The organism is Micromonospora sp. NPDC093277, assembly GCF_044765245.1.
GTDB lineage: Bacteria > Actinomycetota > Actinomycetes > Mycobacteriales > Micromonosporaceae > Micromonospora.
Genome location: NZ_JBIWJO010000001.1, coordinates 516,130 through 534,578, shown reverse-complemented (window position 1 = coordinate 534,578; position 18,449 = coordinate 516,130). Strand labels below are relative to the sequence as shown.

At 73.1% G+C, this 18,449-nt stretch carries 16 protein-coding genes; 7 read left to right on the top strand and 9 right to left on the bottom strand.

The features are described from left to right. Positions 1-47 precede the first annotated feature (47 nt). The 7 genes from ACIRG9_RS02415 to ACIRG9_RS02385 all read right to left on the bottom strand — a co-directional run bounded on the left by ACIRG9_RS02415 (position 48) and on the right by ACIRG9_RS02385 (position 5,490). Positions 48-794 carry an MBL fold metallo-hydrolase gene (locus tag ACIRG9_RS02415; RefSeq protein WP_402848970.1) on the bottom strand — a complete coding sequence of 249 codons (747 nt, stop codon included), beginning with the start codon at positions 792-794 and terminating at the stop codon, positions 48-50. 226 nt (positions 795-1,020) lie between these two features. Next, positions 1,021-1,986: a PLP-dependent cysteine synthase family protein gene (locus ACIRG9_RS02410; protein ID WP_402848967.1), complete on the bottom strand. Its 966-nt coding sequence runs from the start codon at positions 1,984-1,986 to the stop codon at positions 1,021-1,023. Between the two features lie 13 nt (positions 1,987-1,999). Beyond that, positions 2,000-2,356, bottom strand: coding sequence for a MoaD/ThiS family protein (locus ACIRG9_RS02405; protein ID WP_402848964.1), 357 nt, complete (start codon positions 2,354-2,356; stop codon positions 2,000-2,002). Positions 2,357-2,422: 66 nt separating this feature from the next. Beyond that, positions 2,423-2,911, bottom strand: a complete 489-nt coding sequence (locus ACIRG9_RS02400) for a Mov34/MPN/PAD-1 family protein (RefSeq protein WP_091115208.1) — start codon at positions 2,909-2,911, stop codon at positions 2,423-2,425. A 54-nt stretch (positions 2,912-2,965) separates the two neighbouring features. Beyond that, complete coding sequence (locus ACIRG9_RS02395; RefSeq protein ID WP_402850215.1) at positions 2,966-3,463, bottom strand: DUF2017 domain-containing protein; 498 nt, start codon at positions 3,461-3,463, stop codon at positions 2,966-2,968. Between the two features lie 73 nt (positions 3,464-3,536). After that, positions 3,537-3,827, bottom strand: a complete 291-nt coding sequence (clpS, locus tag ACIRG9_RS02390) for an ATP-dependent Clp protease adapter ClpS (RefSeq protein ID WP_091201734.1) — start codon at positions 3,825-3,827, stop codon at positions 3,537-3,539. 115 nt (positions 3,828-3,942) lie between these two features. Then, a complete protein-coding gene (locus ACIRG9_RS02385) occupies positions 3,943-5,490 on the bottom strand; it encodes a hypothetical protein (RefSeq protein WP_402848960.1) in 1,548 nt (515 codons plus the stop codon). 199 nt (positions 5,491-5,689) lie between these two features. Between ACIRG9_RS02385 and ACIRG9_RS02380 the strand changes: the two genes are divergently transcribed. The 5 genes from ACIRG9_RS02380 (at position 5,690) to ACIRG9_RS02360 (ending at position 12,585) form a co-directional block, all read left to right on the top strand. Beyond that, a complete protein-coding gene (locus tag ACIRG9_RS02380; protein ID WP_402848957.1) occupies positions 5,690-8,365 on the top strand; it encodes a LuxR C-terminal-related transcriptional regulator in 2,676 nt (891 codons plus the stop codon). Positions 8,366-8,383: 18 nt separating this feature from the next. After that, positions 8,384-9,670, top strand: a complete 1,287-nt coding sequence (locus ACIRG9_RS02375) for a nicotinate phosphoribosyltransferase (RefSeq protein WP_402848955.1) — start codon at positions 8,384-8,386, stop codon at positions 9,668-9,670. 10 nt (positions 9,671-9,680) lie between these two features. Then, on the top strand, positions 9,681-10,262 hold the full coding sequence (locus tag ACIRG9_RS02370) for an isochorismatase family protein (RefSeq protein WP_402848952.1): 582 nt from the start codon (positions 9,681-9,683) through the stop codon (positions 10,260-10,262). Between the two features lie 64 nt (positions 10,263-10,326). Continuing rightward, positions 10,327-11,751 carry an MFS transporter gene (locus tag ACIRG9_RS02365; protein WP_402848950.1) on the top strand — a complete coding sequence of 475 codons (1,425 nt, stop codon included), beginning with the start codon at positions 10,327-10,329 and terminating at the stop codon, positions 11,749-11,751. Positions 11,752-11,826: 75 nt separating this feature from the next. After that, complete coding sequence (locus tag ACIRG9_RS02360) at positions 11,827-12,585, top strand: alpha/beta hydrolase family protein (protein ID WP_402848947.1); 759 nt, start codon at positions 11,827-11,829, stop codon at positions 12,583-12,585. 534 nt (positions 12,586-13,119) lie between these two features. On the opposite strand, the gene ctaD is transcribed toward ACIRG9_RS02360, so the two are convergent. Both ctaD and ACIRG9_RS02350 read right to left on the bottom strand, forming a co-directional pair. Beyond that, positions 13,120-14,880, bottom strand: a complete 1,761-nt coding sequence (gene ctaD / locus ACIRG9_RS02355; RefSeq protein ID WP_402848945.1) for a cytochrome c oxidase subunit I — start codon at positions 14,878-14,880, stop codon at positions 13,120-13,122. A gap of 142 nt (positions 14,881-15,022) precedes the next feature. Then, positions 15,023-16,129: an FAD-dependent monooxygenase gene (locus ACIRG9_RS02350; protein ID WP_402848943.1), complete on the bottom strand. Its 1,107-nt coding sequence runs from the start codon at positions 16,127-16,129 to the stop codon at positions 15,023-15,025. Between the two features lie 198 nt (positions 16,130-16,327). Between ACIRG9_RS02350 and ACIRG9_RS02345 the strand changes: the two genes are divergently transcribed. Further along, on the top strand, positions 16,328-17,107 hold the full coding sequence (locus ACIRG9_RS02345) for an IclR family transcriptional regulator (RefSeq protein ID WP_402848940.1): 780 nt from the start codon (positions 16,328-16,330) through the stop codon (positions 17,105-17,107). Between the two features lie 157 nt (positions 17,108-17,264). Continuing rightward, entirely contained in the window at positions 17,265-18,419 is a 1,155-nt protein-coding gene (locus ACIRG9_RS02340) for a cellulose binding domain-containing protein (protein WP_402848937.1), read from the top strand. The last annotated feature ends 30 nt before the right edge of the window (positions 18,420-18,449 follow it).

The following is an 18,449-nucleotide window of genomic DNA, read 5'->3' as shown; positions in this document are numbered from 1 at the left end:
CTGACCGGCCGGCGAACACTACGGCAACGCGACGCGCTGCCGGCAGGTCAGACGTCGTAGCAGGCGCCGGCGCGGGCCACTTCCAGCGGTCCGGCGTACGCCGCGGCCGCCGCCTCGACGGTGAGCGCCTCGCTGCCCCAGGCCGGGACCAGGTGGGTGAGCAGCAGTTGGCCGACCCCGGCCTTGGTCGCCGCCTCGCCGGCCTCCCGGCCGGTCAGGTGCAGGTCCGGCGGGTTCTCCACCCCGTCGAGGTAGCTGGCCTCGCAGAGGAACAGGTCGGCGGCCTGGGCCAGACGCAGCAGCGCGTCGCAGGGCGCGGTGTCCGCCGAGTAGCAGAAGACCCGGCCGCCGTGTTCCAGTCGCACGCCGTACGTCTCGACCGGGTGGTTCATCCGGTCGACAGTGACGGTGAACGGGCCGATCGGGAAGGTGCCCGGCTGCAGTCCATAGAACTGGTAGACGTCGTCGACGGTGCCGTCCTCCTGCCCGTAGGCGGCGGCCAGCCGGTCCGGCGCGCCGGAGGGCGCGTACATCGGCAGGGGAGGGTACGGGCCGTCCGGGGCGTAGCGGCGCACCACCACGTACGACACGGCGTCGAGCATGTGGTCGCAGTGCAGGTGGGTGAGGAGGATCGCGTCGGGGGTGTGCAGCCCGACGTAGCGCTGGAGGGTGGAGAGCGCCCCCGAACCGAAGTCGATCAGGAGCCGGAAGCCCTCCGCCTCGAGGAGGTATGCCGAGCAGGGGGACTCGGGGCCGGGGAAGCTGCCTGCACAGCCGAGGACGGTCAGTCTCATCCGGTCGCCCCGTTGTCACGCTTCGTAGCCGACACGCCGGCAGTCACCCCGCCGATGATCTCTACCGACGCGTGCGCCACGGTGCGCAGCCTACGCGTCGGGCCCGGTCGGCAAGAATCATCTACCGGAAGTTGTCATCAACGTGACACCCGTACACGTCTCGCTCGGGCACGAAAGAGTCGGGCCGGCCGACGGGGTGCCGCCGACCGACCCGACCCGCGAGCCGTCAGGCCCAGAGCTGCCCCTCCAGGGCGTCCTCGGCGTCCGCGAGGGTGCCGCCGTACGCCCCGGTCGAGAGGTATTTCCAGCCGCCGTCGGCGACCACGAACGCGACGTCGGCCCCGCGGCCGTCCCGTACCGCCTCGTGGGCCACCGCGAGGGCGGCGTGCAGGATCGCGCCGGTGGAGAAGCCGGCGAAGATCCCCTCCACCTCGACGAGTTGCCGGGTCCGCAGCACCGCGTCCCGGGTGCCGACCGAGAAACGCCGGGAGAGGACCCCGGCGTCGTAGAGCTCGGGCACGTAACCCTCGTCGATGTTGCGCAGGCCGTAGACCAGTTCGCCGTAGCGGGGCTCGGCGGCGACGATCTGGATGCCGTCCACCTTCTCCCGCAGGTAGCGCCCGGTGCCCATCAGGGTGCCGGTGGTGCCCAGGCCGGCCACGAAGTGGGTGATCGTGGGCAGGTCGTGCAGCAGCTCCGGCCCGGTGGTCTCGTAGTGCGCCCGGGCGTTCGCCTCGTTGCCGTACTGGTAGAGCATCACCCAGTCGGGGTGCTCGGCAGCGATCTGCTTCGCCGTGGCCACGGCCTGGTTCGAGCCGCCGGCGGCCGGCGAGAAGATGATCTCCGCGCCGTACATCCGCAGCAGCTGCACCCGCTCGGTGGAGACGTTCTCCGGCATCACGCAGACCAGCCGGTAGCCACGCAGCTTCGCCACCATGGCCAGCGAGATGCCGGTGTTGCCGCTGGTCGGCTCCAGGATGGTGTCTCCCGCACGGAGCCGGCCGGCCGCCTCGGCCGCGCGGACCATGTACAGGGCCGCCCGGTCCTTGATGCTGCCGGTAGGGTTCCGGTCCTCCAGCTTCACCCAGAGCCGCACCGGCGGCGCCCCGTCTGACACGGTGGGCGAGAGCCGGGGCAGCCCGACCAGGGGCGTGCCGCCACACGCGTCGAGCAGGCTTTCGTACCGCGCCATGACGCGCCGCCCGTCAGCGGGTGCGCGGCGCGACGGGGTGCCGGGCGATCGCGGCGCCGTGCTGGGCGATCGCCGCCGCCGCGGCGAAGCCGAACGCGCCGCCGGCCACGGCCGGCAGGATGGTGACGCTGTCGCCGTCGTTGAGCTTGGCGTCGAGCGCGCCCAGGAAACGGACGTCCTCGTCGTTGACGTAGACGTTGACGAAGCGGTGCAGCACGCCAGCGTCGGTGACCAGCCGGGCCTTCAGGCCGGCGTGCCGGGAGTCCAGGTCGGCGAGCAGGTCGCTCAGCGTGTCGCCGGTGCCCTCGACGGCCTTGGCGCCGCCGGTGTAGCTACGCAGGATGGTGGGGATACGGACCTCGATGGCCATCGTGTGCTCCTTGTTCGGGTCGTGCCAGGTGACGGGAAGAGAGAAGAGATGCCGGCGCTGGAGAAATCAGCTGCCGGAACACTCGTAATCGACCGTCGCCGGGCTCTGCCCGAACATGTAGGACTGGACGGCGTGCGGGTCCACGGCGGCATCCACGATCCGAACCGGCTCCTCGGTGACCACGCCGTCGACGATGCGGAAGGAGCGGATCTCCTCCGTGTCGGGCTCACGGGTCGAGACGAGCAGGTAGTGCGCTCCCGGCTCACCGGCGAAGGAGATGTCCGTACGGGACGGATAGGCCTCCGTCGCGGTGTGCGAGTGGTAGATGACGACCGGCTCCTCGTCGCGATCGTCCATCTCCCGCCACACCCGCAGCTGCTCCATCGAGTCGAACTCGTAGAACGTCATGGAGCGGGCGGAGTTCTCCATCGGGATGTGCCGGGTCGGGGTGTCGCTGCCGGCGGGACCGGCGACCACGCCGCACGCCTCGTCCGGGTGGTCCCGACGCGCGTGGGCCACGATCGCGTCGATGATCGACCGGTCGATGCTCAGCACGCCGACCAGCCTAGCGCTGCCGGTCGTGGGCGGCGAGGTGGCAACCGTCACGACTCAGTCGATCAGGGAGTTGAGCAGGGATTCCTGCAAATATCCCAGGTACTGGTATACCGACAGTTGGAAAACCCTTGACGAGGTCGGATCCATCGCCATCGCCTCGTCGAGCTCCTCCTCCGCGTCGGTGCCGTCCTTGATCTCCAGCCGGACCGCCATCGCCAGCCGGGCGTCGTTGAGCGCGCGCAGCCACGCCTCGGCCGCCTCGGCGTCCAGGCGCACCTCACCGCCGACCTCCCCGGAGGGCAGCACGGCGAGGATCGCGCCGGCCTGGTCGATCTTGGCGGTCTTGAGGTCCCCCTCCGTGTAGCGGCGGAACTCGGCGGTGCTCGCCGCGTCCTCCGGGTAGACCTCGGGAAAGAGCCGGCCGACCACCGGATCGCCGTGGTCGAAGCCGTCGGTGAGCAGGCCGACCACCTCGGAGGCGACCTTGCGCAGCACCCGCACCTCGTCCACGGCGAAGTTGGACACGTAACGGTCGCCGGATCGGCGGAACATGCTCACGCCAACGCCTCCCTGCGGTCGGCGCCGGCGTGAACCATCACCGCGCCGAGCCTGACGGTTCCCTCGCTCACGAGCGGTCCACCGTCGCCCAGAGCCCGTACGCGTGCAACTGCGACGCGTCGTGTTCCATCCGCTCGCGGGCCCCGCTGGAGACCACCGCCTTGCCCTTGTGGTGCACGTCCAGCATGAGCTGCTCGGCCTTCTCCCGGCTGTACCCGAAGAGCTTCTGGAAGACCCAGGTGACGTAGGTCATGAGGTTGACCGGATCGTCCCAGACAATCGTCACCCACGGCCGGTCGGAGACCGGCACCTCATCGGTGTCCGGCGTCTCGACCGGCGCAACCTGCGGAGCCGCCATGCCCCCCATCGTGCCACCGGATCCGGGCGACCGATGAATCGGAACGCCGGGCCGGTCCGGTTCACCCGCCCGCGCCGGGTACGGCGACCCGGGCAACCGGCCCGCGGCGCCGGCCTCAGCCGAGCAGAATGCCGTGGTCGACAGCATCGATGAGCACCACGCCCAGCGAGAGCCGGACCGCCTCGAAGCGTCGCGACACCTCGCGGGTCAGTTCCAGCTCGACCTCGCGCAACGCCCGCTGCGCCCAGGAGCGCGCGGCGTTCGGGTCGGCGCCGTCGGGCACGTTCCACTGCTGCCAACAGCCGCCGGAGAGCGCCACCCCGAGCGCGGGCAGCACCTCGTCGCGTACCGCGCCGGGAAAGGCGGCCAGGGCGTCGAGCGCGCCGTCACCGGAGAGCCCGGCCACCTCGGCCGTGCTGGTGACCAGGAACACCCGGTCCAGATCCCGGCCGGCCGGATGGTCGGCGAGGCCCCAGCGGACGGCGTGGACGATCCGGCGGCGTACCCCCTCGGCCAGGGGCGCACCGAAGACGCGGGCCGCCGCCTCGTCGACGACGCCGCGGACCGCCTCGTCGCACCGCGCGGTGGCGAGCAGCGACAGCGCCCCCATCTCCTGGTCGAACAGCTGCGGCAGACCGGCGCAGCCGACCCCGAAGACGATCTCCTGCACCACCCGGAGGTGGATGCTGGCCAGCTCCAGCGCGATGTGCTGGCGGATCCGCTGGGCGCAGGCGCGGGCCCGGCGGTCCAGTCGCTCGGCGACGTCGCCGGAGTCGGTTCCCGGCACGACGGAGACCCGACCGTGCGCGCCGGGCGGCTCCGGCGGCTGGGCGCTGGCCCGCCGCAGCCCCTCGTCCGCCGCCCAGCCCACCAGGGCGAAGCGCAGGGCCGGCTGGTCGGGCTGTCGCACCGGGTACCAGCGGGCCGCGCCGAGGGCGGGCACCGCGGACAACAGGGCGGCGCGGTGCGCCCCGACCGAGACCTGCACCGGGTCGACCCGATGCTCCGCCGCCGACGGCGCGGGCGGCACGGACACCCGCGTGTCGTTCGTCGCCGTCGGCCCGTCCGCCACGGTCGCCCAGCCGGCGCCTGGGGTGACCGCGAAGATCACCTCGACCCGGGCGCGGGCCACCTCGGCCAGCAGGTCCAGCTCGGCGGCGGCGAACGGCTGGTCGGCGGAGATCACGAACAGCAGGGCGCCGGCCCGGCTCACCGCGTCGAGCAGCACCCGGGTGGCAGCGACACCGAGCGAGCCGGTGTCCGGCGTGTCGAGCATCGCGAAGTGGCGCAGCAACGGGTCGGGCAGGCCCAGCTCCACCCGGCGGGGCGGTCGGGCGAGCGCCGGACCGGCGGCGAGCGGGTCCGGGCCGTACGAGTGCGGCTGGCGGTAGCCCGGCACGTAGGCGGCTCGGCTCGGCGCCTTGGCGTGGTTGACGAGCAGGTAGCTGCCGGCCGGCACGGTCAGCATCCCGGGCTCCAGCCCGAGCAGGTCGGCGAGCAGTTCGCGGCGGCCGGCACCGGCCGGACCCGCGACGACGACGGTCAGCGGGTCGTCGGGGCCGGGGGCGACCGCCCCGAGCCGGTTGGGCAGCGGCGCGGAGGGCGAGGACCCGGCCGGCCCACCCGGACGGGGCACACCAACCGAGGGGTGACCCGGCTTCATTTCGCGGCCTCCCGATCGGGCGACCGGACGCCGAGCCGGCCGCATGGGAAATCCGGTCATCGACCCGGATGCCCGAAGAGTACGAGCGTCGTACACCCGGCACCGAACACCCCGGATACTCATGCGTGATGAACAGGTTACTCAATCTCGTTGCGTGACGATCCGCACGCGGCCGGATTACCGTCGATATGCTGCATCGATGAGTCGGTGGGACTTCGTCGGCCGGACAGCGGAGCTCAACCGTCTGTTGTCGGCGGTCGGCGACCCCGAGGTGCGCGGACTGCTGTTCAGCGGCAAGCCCGGGGTCGGCAAGAGCCGCCTGCTGCGCGAGGGGGTGGCCAACCTCCCCACCGACCGGTACGCCGTCTGGTTCGTCGCGGCCAGCGCCACCACCGCGGCGCTGCCCTTCGGCGGGCTGGTCCAGATGCTCCCCGCCGAGCAGCCGCACGGGCTCTCCCCCGCCGGCATCCTCCGCTGGGCCGCGGACGTGCTCCAGGAACAGGCCGCCGGCCGGCCGATCGTGCTCGCCATCGACGACGTAAACCTGCTCGACCCGCCCTCGGCGGCGCTGGTCCACCTGATCGCCCGCGCGGAGAACGCCACCGTGATCGGGACCCTGCGCGACGGCGAGCAGATCCCGCTGCCGATCCGCGCACTGTGGAGCGACGACCTGGTCAACCTGATCGAGCTGGGCCCGTTGGGTCCGACCGAGACCACCGGGCTGCTCGCCGCGATCCTGGGCGGGCCGGTCGACGCGACGTCCGCCGAGCGGCTGTTCCGGCTCTCCGCGGGCAACCCGCTGCTGCTGCGCGAACTGGTGCTGGCCGCGTCCGGGGGCGACGAGCTGAGTCAGACGTACGGGATCTGGACGTGGACCGGCCGGCTGGAGCTGGCGCCCAGCCTCACCGACCTGATCGACACCCGGATCGGCCGGCTCACCCCCGGCGTGCGGTCGGTGGTCGAGTTGGTCGCCTTCGGCGAGCCGCTCGGCCTGCAACTGCTGGAGAAGGCGGTCGACCCCGCCGACGTGGAGGCCGCCGAGGAGCGCGGCCTGATCAGCCTGGTGCACGACGACCGGCGGTTGAACGTCCGGCTGGCCCACCCGCTGTACGGCGAGGTGATGCGCCGGCAGTGCCCGGTCAGCCGCACCCGCCGGCTGCAGGCCACGCTGGCCGGGCTGCTGGAGCGGGTCGGCACCCGCCGCCGGGACGACCTGCTGCGGGTCGCGGTCTGGCGGCTCGACTCGGGTACGGCGCAGGATCCGGCGCTGCTGCTCGGCGCGGCGGCCCAGGCCTTCGGCCGGTACGACGTGCCGCTGGCGACCCGGCTGGCCCGGGCCGCGCTGGAGGCCGACGGCGGTCCCGGCGCGGCCGAACTGCTCGCCACCATCCTGATGTTCGGCGACCGGCCCGAGGAGGCGATCCAGGTGCTCGACTCGGTCGCCGGGGCGGTCCGCGACGGCCCGCGGTACAGCCGCTGGTTGACCGTCCGCGCCATGGTCAGCTACTGGGGCCTCAGCCAGGAGTCCACGGTGGAGGCGATCTCCGCGCGCGGCGACGAGCTGACCGACCTGGCCGACCAGGCCCGGGTCCGCGCCTTCGAGGCGATCATGCGGTTGCACCGGTTGGACACCGGCGCCGCGCTGCGACTCGCCCAGGCGGTGCTGGATCGGCCGGCCGCGCCGACGGCCGCCCGGGAACTGGCCCGGTGCACGATCGCCCACCTGCACGCCGCGCAGGGCCAGTACCTGCGCAGCGACACCGCGATCGCCCGGGTGCAGGCTGAGGTTGCCCGCTGGCGGGGCGACATGCCGTACCTCCAGCTCGCGATGGAGCTGGCCCGAGGCACCCGGCTGGCGCTCTCCGGCGACCTGGCCGGCATCGACGCGATCGTGGCCGACGAGTTCGCCGACCTGGCCGACGCGGGCGACTTCCGGCTCGGCACCGGCTACCTGGCCATCCTCCGGGCGTACGCGGCGCGGCTGCGCGGGCGCGGCGACGAGGCGCTCAAGACCAGCCTCGGGGCCTGCGCGGTGCTGGCCACCAGCCGGGTCTACGCCGGGCTGGCGCACGCCGAGCGCGCCCAGGCGGCGGCGCTGCGCGGCGACGCGGCGCACACGGCGGCGGCGATGGCCGAGGCGGACCGCATCCACGCGCCGGGCATGGCGGTGCTGTACCCGTGGCTGGAGCAGGCCCGGGGCGCGGCGCACGCGGTCGCCGGTGACCTGCCGGCGGCCACCAAGCAGCTCAGCGCGCTGGCCGACCGGCTGCGCGAGGACGGTCTCGCCGGTCACGAGCTGCTGGTCCTGCTCGACCTGGTCCGCCTCGACCGGGCCGCCGCCCCGGTCGGCCCCACGTGCACCGACGGCGGTCGGCGTACCGTGGCGCAGCGGCTCGCCGAACTCTCCGAGCGGGTCGACGGGACGCTGCCGCCGCTGGTCGCCCGATACGCCCGCGCCGTGGTCGAGAACTCCCCCGCCGACCTGCTCGCCGTCGCCGACGAACTCGCCGCCCGGGACCTGACCGTGTACGCGGCCGAGGCGACCGCGATGGCGCTGCACCGGATGCGCGGTCGCGCCGGCACGACCGGCCCGGCCCGGGAACGGCTCGCCGCCCTGCTGCGCCGCTGCGACCAGGTCGACACGCCGGCGCTGCGGCTGCTCCGGCCGGCGCTGAGCGAACGCGAGTGGGAGGTCGCCCGGCTCGCCGCCGACGGGGAGACCAGCCGGGCCATCGCCGAGCGGCTCTTCCTGTCGACGCGCACGGTGGAGAACCACCTCCAGCGGGTCTACGCCAAGCTCGGGGTGGCCGGCCGGGGCGAGCTGCGGGCCGCACTGTGGTCGTTGCCGGGCCAGGACGGCACCGATTCGGCGTGAACTCTTAGGGTGGGTGTCGTGAGCACCGTTCGCCCCGCACTGCTGACCGACCACTACGAGCTGACCATGGTCAGCGCCGCCCTGCGCGACGGCACCGCCGACCGCCGCTGCGTCTTCGAGGCGTTCACCCGGCGGCTGCCGGCGGGCCGCCGTTACGGCGTGGTGGCCGGGACCGGCCGGCTGATCGACCTGATCCGGGAGTTCCGGTTCGACGCCGAGGAGGTCGACTTCCTGCGTCGGGCCGGGGTGGTGGACGACCGGGCCGCCGAGTGGCTGGCCAACTACCGCTTCACCGGCGACGTCGACGGGTACGCCGAGGGTGAGCTGTTCTTCCCCAACTCCCCGCTGCTCACCGTCTCCGGCGGTTTCGCCGAGTGCGTGGTGCTGGAGACGCTGGTGCTCTCGGTGCTGAACCACGACTGCGCGGTCGCCGCGGCGGCCGCCCGGATGGTCACCGCCGCCCGGGGCCGGACGCTGATCGAGATGGGCTCCCGCCGGGCGCACGAGGAGGCGGCGGTGGCCGCGGCCCGGGCCGCGTACCTGGCCGGGTTCCGGTTCACCTCCAACCTGGCCGCCGGCCAGCGGTACGGCATCCCGACCGCCGGCACCGCCGCGCACGCGTTCACCCTGCTGCACGACGACGAGCGGGCGGCGTTCGCCTCGCAGGTCGCCACGCTGGGCAAGGACACCACGCTGCTGGTCGACACGTACGACATCGTCGAGGGCATCCGCAACGCGATCGCGGTGGCCGGGCCGGAGCTGCGGGCGGTCCGGATCGACTCGGGCGACCTGGCGGTGATCGCCCAGCAGTGCCGGGAACTGCTCGACTCGCTCGGCGCCACCGAGACGAAGATCATCGTCTCGGGCGACCTCGACGAGTACGCCATCGCGGCGCTCGCCGCCGAGCCGGTCGACATGTACGGCGCCGGCACCGCCGTGGTGACCGGCTCGGGCGCGCCGACCGCCGGGCTGGTCTACAAGCTGGTCGAGGTGGAGGGGCGCCCGGTGGTCAAGCGCTCGGAGCACAAGGCCACCATCGGCGGCCGGAAGGTGGCCGTACGCCGGCACAAGCCGAGCGGCACCGCCACCGAGGAGATCGTCGTGCCGCAGGGGGTGCCGGACCGGCAGCCCAACGACCGGCTGCTCCAGCACTCCTTCGTCGTCGAGGGCGAGCCGGTCGCGCGACCCACCCTCGACGAATCGCGGGAGCACCTGCGGCAGTGCCTGATCTCCATACCCTGGGAGGGTCTGAAGCTGTCCGGCGGCGACCCGGCCGTCCCGGTGACCGTCGTACCAGCAGGCTGAGGAGGCCGTGGTGAGCAACGCCTTGATCGTGGTGGACGTGCAGAACGACTTCTGCGAGGGCGGCTCCCTCGCGGTGGCCGGCGGGGCGGGCGTGGCGGCCGGCATCTCCCGGCTGCTCGCCGCCGAGCCGGGCCGTTGGGACCACGTGGTGGCGACGAAGGACTTCCACATCGACCCGGGCGCGCACTTCGGCGACCCGCCGAACTACGTCGACTCCTGGCCGCGGCACTGCGTGGTCGGCACCCCCGGGTCGGAGTTCCACCCCGACCTGGAGACCGGCCGGGTGGAGGCGATCTTCCACAAGGGCGAGCACGCGGCCGCGTACTCCGGCTTCGAGGGGCACGCGGAGGGCGGCGAGTGCCTGGCCGACTGGCTGCGCCGGCACGACGTCGACCGGGTGGACGTGGTCGGGATCGCGACCGACCACTGCGTACGGGCGACCGCCGTGGACGCCGCCCGGGAGGGGTTTCGGACCGCGGTGCTGCTGGACCTCACCGCCGCCGTCGCGCCCGACACGCTGGACGTGGCGCTGCGGGCCATGGAGGGTGCCGGGGCCACCCTGGTCGGCACGCCTGTGATCAGGACCGCTTGACCGGGTAATCGCTTGCGACTGTCGTACCCCGGCCCGAGGATGACCGCCGGAGGTACGCACCGTCGTGAACTTGAAGCCTTACCGGGAGGCGCTCGCCCTGCCCGGTCTCCGGTCGCTGCTGCTCGTGTCGGTGCTGGCCCGCATCCCGCTCACCGCGACCGGGGTGACGCTCACCTTCCACGTCCTGCTAGACCTCGACCGGGGGTACGCCGCCGCCGGGCTGGTCGGCGCCGCGTCGACCGTCGGCGCCGCGTTCGGCTCCCCGCTGCTCGGGCGGCTGGTCGACCGGCGCGGGCTGCGCCCGGTGCTCGTCCTGACCACGATCGCCGAAGGCGTCTTCTGGGGCGTCGCGCCGGCATTGTCGTACCTGGTGCTGCTGCCGGCCGCGTTCCTGGCCGGGCTGGTCGCGCTGCCGGTCTTCTCGGTGGTCCGCCAGTCGGTCGCCGCACTGGTGCCGGCCGAGCGGCGCCGCCCGGCGTACGCGCTGGACTCGATGTCGGTGGAGCTGTCGTTCATGGTCGGCCCGGCGCTGGCCGTGGCGTTGGTGACCGCCATCTCCCCGCGCGTCACCATGTGGGCGGTCGGCGCCGGGATCGTCTCCTCTGGGATCTGTTTCTGGCTGCTCAACCCGCCCACCCGGGGTACCGACGAGCCGGCCGGCCCGTACCGGAAGGTGCCCCGCCGCGAGTGGCTGACGCCCCGCCTGCTCGCTGTGCTGGCGGTGAGCCTCGCCGCAACCCTGGTGCTCGGCGGCACGGACGTGGCGGTGGTCGCCATGCTGCGCGCCGGCGGCGAGGTTGGGTGGACCGGTGCCGTGCTGACCGTGTGGGCGGTGGCGTCGTTGGTCGGCGGATTCGCGTACGGCGCGGTCAGCCGTACCTTCTCCCCGCTGCTCCTGATGGCGGCGCTCAGCCTCGCCACGATCCCGGTGGGACTGGGCGGGGCGCACTGGTGGCTGCTCTGTCTGGCGCTGCTCCCGGCCGGGGCGCTCTGCGCGCCGACCATCGCCTCGACCTCCGACGCGGTCAGCCGGCTCGCCCCGGCGGGCGTACGCGGTGAGGCGATGGGCCTGCACGGCTCGGCCGTGACGGTCGGGATCGCGGTGGGCGCCCCGCTGGCCGGTGCGGTGATCGACGCCCGGACACCGCTCTGGGGCTTCGCGGTGACCGGCGCGATCGGGCTGCTCGTCGCGCTCGTCGTGCTGCTCGTCGAGCTACGCGAGCGGCGGGCGGCGGCCGACGGGCCAGTGGCAGCCGACGGGCCAGTGGCAGCCGACGGGCCAGTGGCAGCCGACGGGCCAGTGGCAGCCGACGGGCCAGTGGCAGCGGACCGGCCGGGGGCGGTCGACGGGCCGGGGGCGGTCGACGGGCCGGGGGCGGTCGACGGGCCGGGGGCGGTCGACGGGCCGGGGGCGGTCGACGGGCGGGAAGAAGCGCCGGTGCCGGCGGGCCCGGCGGCCGGGCCGGTGGTAACGGCTTCGACACGTTAGGCGCGTGCGGGATGCCGCGCGGGGCCTGCGGACGGGGAGAATGGGAGCGCTTCCATCACGTCCCGAGGAGCCGCCATGAAGCCCGCTGCCCTACGCCTGATCGCCGTGGCCCTCTCCGTCGGGATGGTCTCGTGCAGCGCCGACCCACCGCCCGAGCCGAAGGCAACTGGACTCAACGCGGGCAGTGACTGCCCCGAGTTCGCCGGGAGCGGCCGGCAGATCGAGTTCGGCGGGGAGATCGACGCCGAACTGGGCGGGGTCGTCCTCGGCGCCGGGAGCACCGGGGTGGTGCTGGCGCACATGACTCCCGGCGACGTCTGCCAGTGGCTGCCCTTCGGCCGCACGCTGGCCGACCGGGGCTACCGGGTGCTCGCCTTCGACTTCGCCGGGTACGGCAACTCGCGGGGCCACGGGGTGCCGTTGGCCCGGCAGGTGGAGGCGGCGGCTGGCGCGTTGCGGGCTGACGGTGCCAGCCGGATCGTGCTGGCCGGCGGTTCGATGGGCGGTGCCGCGGTGCTGGCCGCCGCGCCGACCCTCAGCCCGGCGCCGGTCGCAGTCGTCGCGCTCTCACCACCCGCCACCTACCAGGACGCGGACGCCGCCGCGGCGGCCCCGAAAATCACCGTCCCGGTCCTGTACGGCGCGGGTGAGCTGGAGCCGGGCTTCGCGGAGTGGGCCCGACAAATGTATGCCGCCACCCCACCGAGCACGCAGCGGCAGTTGGTGTTGGTGCCGACCAGCGCGCACGGGGTGGATCTGCTTGGCGAAGGTGGCAGCGTCGAGATCCGCGACCGGGTGACCCAGTTCCTCGACACCTACGCGCCAGCGGCCTGACCGCCCACCACCCCCGCGCCGACCGGCCACGCCCCGACCTGCCACGCCCCGACGCGCCTGCCCTGCCATGCCCCGACGCCCCCGACCGGCCACGCCCCGACGCGCCCGGCCTGCCGCGCCCCGACGCCGGCCTGCCGCGACCGGGCAGCCTTCGGCCGGCGCGCTGCCTCAGGGCAGGGCTTGATCGACTCCACGCGCGGCATATGGGGGTCAAATCCGACGACGAGACCACCTCTTGCCGCACATTGAGTTGACCATGAGGCGGGCAGGCCGAAGGGCGAGGCGGGCGGCCGAAGGGCGAGGCGGGCGGCCGAAGGGCGAGGCGGGCGGCCGAAGGGCGAGGCGGGCGGCCGAAGGGCGAGGCGGGCAGGCCGAAGGGCGAGGCGGGCAGGCCGAAGGGCGCGGCCGGCGGCCGGAGGGCGAGGCCGGCAGGCCGAGGGAGTGAGGCGGGCGGCCCGAGGGGATGGGCGGGCATGACGAGAGGGGCCCCTTCCCACCGTTCCCGGTGAGAAGGGGCCCCTGCCCTGCGATCGGTCAGCGCTGGTCGCGGTTGCCGCTGGTGTCCTCCAGGTAGCTGGCACCGCCGTCGGCCTCGCTGGTCAGCGGCTTGGCGCCACCCTCCGGCGGGCCGGCCAGGGCGGGCACCCCGGCGGCCAGCTCCGGGAACTTGAGGTCGAACGCCGGCCGCTCGGAGCGGATCCGCGGCATCCGGTCGAAGTTGCGCAGCGGCGGCGGCGAGGTGGTGGCCCACTCGAGCGAGTTGCCGTAGCCCCACGGGTCGTCGACCTCGACCACCGGACCGGCCTTGTACGACTTCCAGCAGTTGTAGATGAACGGCAGGGTCGAGATACCGGTGATGAACGCGCCGATGGTGGAGACCACGTTCAGGTTGGTGAAGCCGTCGCTCGGGAGGTAGTCGGCGTACCGGCGGGGCATGCCCTCGTTGCCCAGCCAGTGCTGCACCAGGAAGGTGGTGTGGAAGCCGACCATGGTGAGCCAGAAGTGAATCTTGCCCAGCCGCTCGTCGAGCATCCGGCCGAACATCTTCGGGAACCAGAAGTAGATGCCGCCGAAGACGGCGAACACGATCGTGCCGAAGAGCACGTAGTGGAAGTGCGCCACCACGAAGTACGAGTCGTGGATGTGGAAGTCCAGCGGCGGGCTGGCGAGCAGCACGCCGGTCAGACCGCCGAAGAGGAAGGTGACCAGGAAGCCGACGGCGAAGAGCATCGGCGTCTCGAAGGTGATCTGGCCTCGCCACATGGTGCCGATCCAGTTGAAGAACTTCATACCGGTCGGCACGGCGATCAGATAGCTGAGGAAGCTGAAGAACGGCAGCAGCACCTGGCCGGTGGCGAACATGTGGTGCGCCCACACGCTCATCGACAGGGCGGCGATGGAGATGGTCGCGGCGACGAGGCCCTTGTAGCCGAAGATCGGCTTCCGGGAGAAGACCGGGATGATCTCGGAGATGATGCCGAAGAACGGCAGCGCGATGATGTAGACCTCGGGGTGCCCGAAGAACCAGAACAGGTGCTGGTACAGCATCGGGCCACCGGTGGCCGGGTCGTACACGTGGGTGCCGATCAGGCGGTCCGCGGCGACCGCCAGCAGCGCGGCGGCCAGCAGCGGGAAGATCAGGATGGCCAGCAGGCTGGTGACCAGCATGTTCCAGGTGAAGATCGGCATCCGGAACATGGTCATGCCGGGGGCGCGCAGGGTCAGGATCGTGGTGATCAGGTTGACCGCGCCGAGGATGGTGCCCAGGCCGGAGACGACCAGGCCGATCACCCACAGGTTGCCGCCGACGCCCGGCGAGTGCTCAGCGGTGCTCAGCGGCGCGTACGCCGTCCAGCCGAAGTCGGCCGCGCCGCCCGGGGCGATGAAGCCGGCGGTGGCCATGGTGCCGCCGAACAGGTACAGCCAGTAGGCGAACGCGTTCAGCCGGGGGAACGACACGTCGGGCGCGCCGATCTGCAGCGGCACGATGTAGTTCGCGAAGGCGAACACGATCGGCGTCGCGAAGAACAGCAGCATGATCGTGCCGTGCATGGTGAAGAGCTGGTTGTACTGCTCGGGCGACAGGAACTGCATGCCCGGCTGCGCCAGCTCGGCGCGCATGATCAGGGCCATCAGGCCACCGATCATGAAGAACGCGAACGCGGTGACCATGTACATGATCCCGATCTGCTTCGCGTCCGTGGTGCGCAGCAGCCGCGCGAGGGCCGACCCCTTGACCGGCTCGCGGACCGGCCAGGGCCGGGTCACGACCGGCTTGGGTGCGACGGTGGTCACGAGTGGCCTCCGGTTCTGGGTTGTCCCGCTCGGCAAACGCTGGTCATCTGCGCAGCCGTCATCCGCAAGGAGGATAGTCCCCGGTAGGTGGCAACGCCGCCGGGGGTGGGCGGCTACGATCACCGCCGCCCGGCGCCGCGCCTCAGAGCGGGTCCACGAGAAGCCGGTAGTGCTCCTGGAAGATGCGCCCGCCGCGCCCGCGCAACAACGGGTCGCGCAGCGCGGGCGGCACGTCGCGGGTTCGGTTGCGGTCCCGGGTCCGGTCCCGCACCCATCGGGTACGCGGCCGTCGCCGGCTCTCGTACGCGATCAGGGCGGCCTCCACGCTGCCGGCGGCCCGCAGAGACTCGGCGAGCACCACGGCGTCCTCCAGCGCCATCGCGGCCCCCTGGGACAGGGTCGGCGCGGTGGCGTGCGCGGCGTCGCCGACGAGCAGCACCCGGCCGTGGAACCAGCGGCCCAGCTCGACCTCCTCGGTCAGCTCGGCGTGCACCGTCTCCAACGCGTCGAGCACGTCGGGGACCGGGCCGCCGTAGCCGCCGAACAGTTCGCGCAGCCGGGCCGGCGGGTCGGCCGGCAGGGCGGTGCCGGCCTCGTCGGCGTAGCAGTACAGCGCGCCGGCGCCGATCGGCACCACCAGGAAGCCGGCGCGCTCGCCGAGCAGGGCGGTCCAATCCCCGACCGGCGGGCCGCCCCGGACCACCGCCCGGTAGACCACCTGCCCGACGGGGCGCGGCGGGCCGCCGAGCGCGGCCAGGGTGCGTACCGTCGAGCGCGGTCCATCGGCACCGATGACCAGGTCGTACTCCCCGGAGGTGCCGTCGGTGAAGCCGACCGCGACGCCGCCGGGCAGCGGCTCGACGGTGCTGATCTCGGCACCGTGCCGGACGGCGCCGCCGGCCCCGGTGAGCAGCACCCGGTGCAGCTCGGCGCGGGGCAGGGCGCGGCATTCCCCCACCCCGGCCCAGAGGGCGTCGAGGTCGACCTCGCAGAGCGGCGCGCCGACGGCGTCGAGGAAACGCTGGCGGTGGATGACGTGGCCGAGCGGTCGCACCGGGCCGTCCAGGTCGAGTTGGCGCAGCGCCCGCGCCGCGTTGCCCGGCAGGTACAGGCCGGTGTCGCCCCGCTCGGTGGGGGGCAGCTTCTCGGTGACGTCGGGCCGGAATCCCGCCAGGCGCAGTGCCCGGGCCACGGCGAGACCGGCGATGCCCGCGCCGACGACGAGGATGCGCAGGGGGGAACCACCCATCGTTGGGGACGCCTCCGGGAGGGGTTCGGCACGCGTTGAAGGCAAGACATTACTCGCCGCAATCGGTACACACCAGGGCCGATCGGCTCGCCCCGACCGCCTCTCCCGCCTTCCGGAAACCCTGAGCGGCCTGCTGAACGTCATTCCGTCAGCGCCGGAGACTCCCCGGACGTATCGATGGTCACTAGAGTGGCCGCCGTGGCGGCAGGCGAGGCACGGCACCCGGTGAAGTCGGCGGGCCGCGCCCTCGACGTGCTGGAGGCCCTCGCCGACCCGGCCGGACCGCGGTCGCTGGTGGAGCTGAGCCGTAGCCTGGGCATCCCCAAGAGCAGCCTGCACGGCATCCTGCACACCCTGCTCGCCCGCGGGTGGATCGCCGCCGATCCGACCGGGACCCGCTTCGGCCTGGGCCTGCGGTCGCTCCAGGTCGGGGCGGCGTATCTGGCCGGCGCGGACGCGGGCGGGTCGCTCGGAATGCTGCTGGACCAGCTCGCCGCCCGGCTCGGCGAGACGGTGGTGCTGTGCCGGCGCGACGGCGACGCGATGGTGGTGCTGGCCAAGCGCGATTCGCCCCACGCGCTGCGACCGCACGTGCCGCTCGGCGCCCGGCTGCCGGCGCACGCCACCGCGGCGGGCCGGGCGCTGCTCGCCCAACTGCCGGACGACGCGGTGGACCGGCTGCTCAGCTGGCCGCTGCCGGCGCTCACCGAGCGGACCACCACCCGCCCCGAGGATCTGCGCGCCCAGCTCGCCGCCGTCCGCCGGCGGGGCTGGGCGGTGGAGGAAGAGGAGAGCGGGCCGGGGTTGGCCGGGGTGGCGGTGGCGGTGCCCCTGCGCGATCCCGCGGTGGACGCGCTCGCGGTGGTGGCGCCGGTCAGCCGGTTCGGGCCGGCGACGCAGCGCCGGGTGGCGGTGGCGTTGCGCGCGGCGGCGACCCAGGTACGCGCGGCGCGTGCGCTGCTCGGCGAGGACTTCTAGAACGTCGTTCGGAAGGGTGAACGCACCGCCGGTTCGGGTGCCCCACCCCGTTGCGCCACAGTTTCAAGCATGTAAATGTGATGACTGGGCTTGGGAGCGCTCCCGGCCCCCGTCCCGTCCCGAACACCGGCGCCGCGCGCCGAAGCCAAGGAGCATCATGAAGCGATCCCTGAGGGCCCTTGCGGCCGTCGGCCTGATGGCCGCCGGCACGCTCGTCGCCGTCGCTCTCGGCGGCACCGCCTCCGCCGACACGCAGATCTGCGACCAGTACGGCTCCACCACCATCGGCGGCAAGTACGTCGTGCAGAACAACCGCTGGGGCACCAGCGCGCAGCAGTGCATCAACGTCACCTCCACCGGCTTCTCCATCACCCGGCAGGACGGCACGGGGAACACCAGCGGCGCGCCGGTCTCCTACCCGTCCATCTACGTGGGCTGCCACTACACGAACTGCTCGCCCGGCACCAACCTGCCGGTGCAGGTGAAGAACATCAGCAGCGCCCCGGCCAGCATCAACTACAACTACGTCAGCGGTGCCGTCTACGACGCCGCGTACGACATCTGGCTCGACCCCAGCCCGAAGAAGGACGGGGTGAACCAGATGGAGATCATGATCTGGTTCAACCGGCAGGGCCCGATCCAGCCGATCGGCTCCGTGGTGGGCACCGCCAACCTCGCCGGGCGCAGCTGGGAGGTCTGGCGGGGCAGCAACGGCTCGAACAACGTCATCTCGTACGTGTCGTCGTCGGCGATCCCCAGCCTGAGCTTCGACGCCATGACGTTCATCAACGACACCCGCAGCCGCGGCGCGATCACCACCGACTGGTACCTGACCAGCATCCAGGCCGGCTTCGAGCCGTGGCAGGGCGGCGTGGGCCTGGCCGTGAGCTCGTTCTCGCAGAGCGTCAACACCGGTGGCGGCACCACCCCGCCGACGACGGCCCCGCCGACCACCGCGCCCCCGACCACGCCCCCGCCGACCAACCCGCCGGCCGGCGGCTGCGCGGTGAAGTACACCCCGAACTCCTGGAACAACGGCTTCACCGCCGACGTGCAGATCACCAACAACGGCTCATCGACGATCAACGGCTGGACGCTGACCTACAACCTGCCGAGCGGCCAGCAGATCACCAGCGCGTGGAACGCCACCGTCACCCAGAGCGGTTCCGCGGTGACCGCCAAGAACGTCAGCCACAACGGCACCCTCGCGCCGGGCGCCTCGGCCTCCTTCGGCTACCAGGGCACGCTGAGCGGCACGTACTCGTCGCCGACCAGCTTCTCGCTCAACGGAACGGCCTGCTCCCGCTCCTGACCCGGTAACGGCCCCCGGGGCGCGATCCAA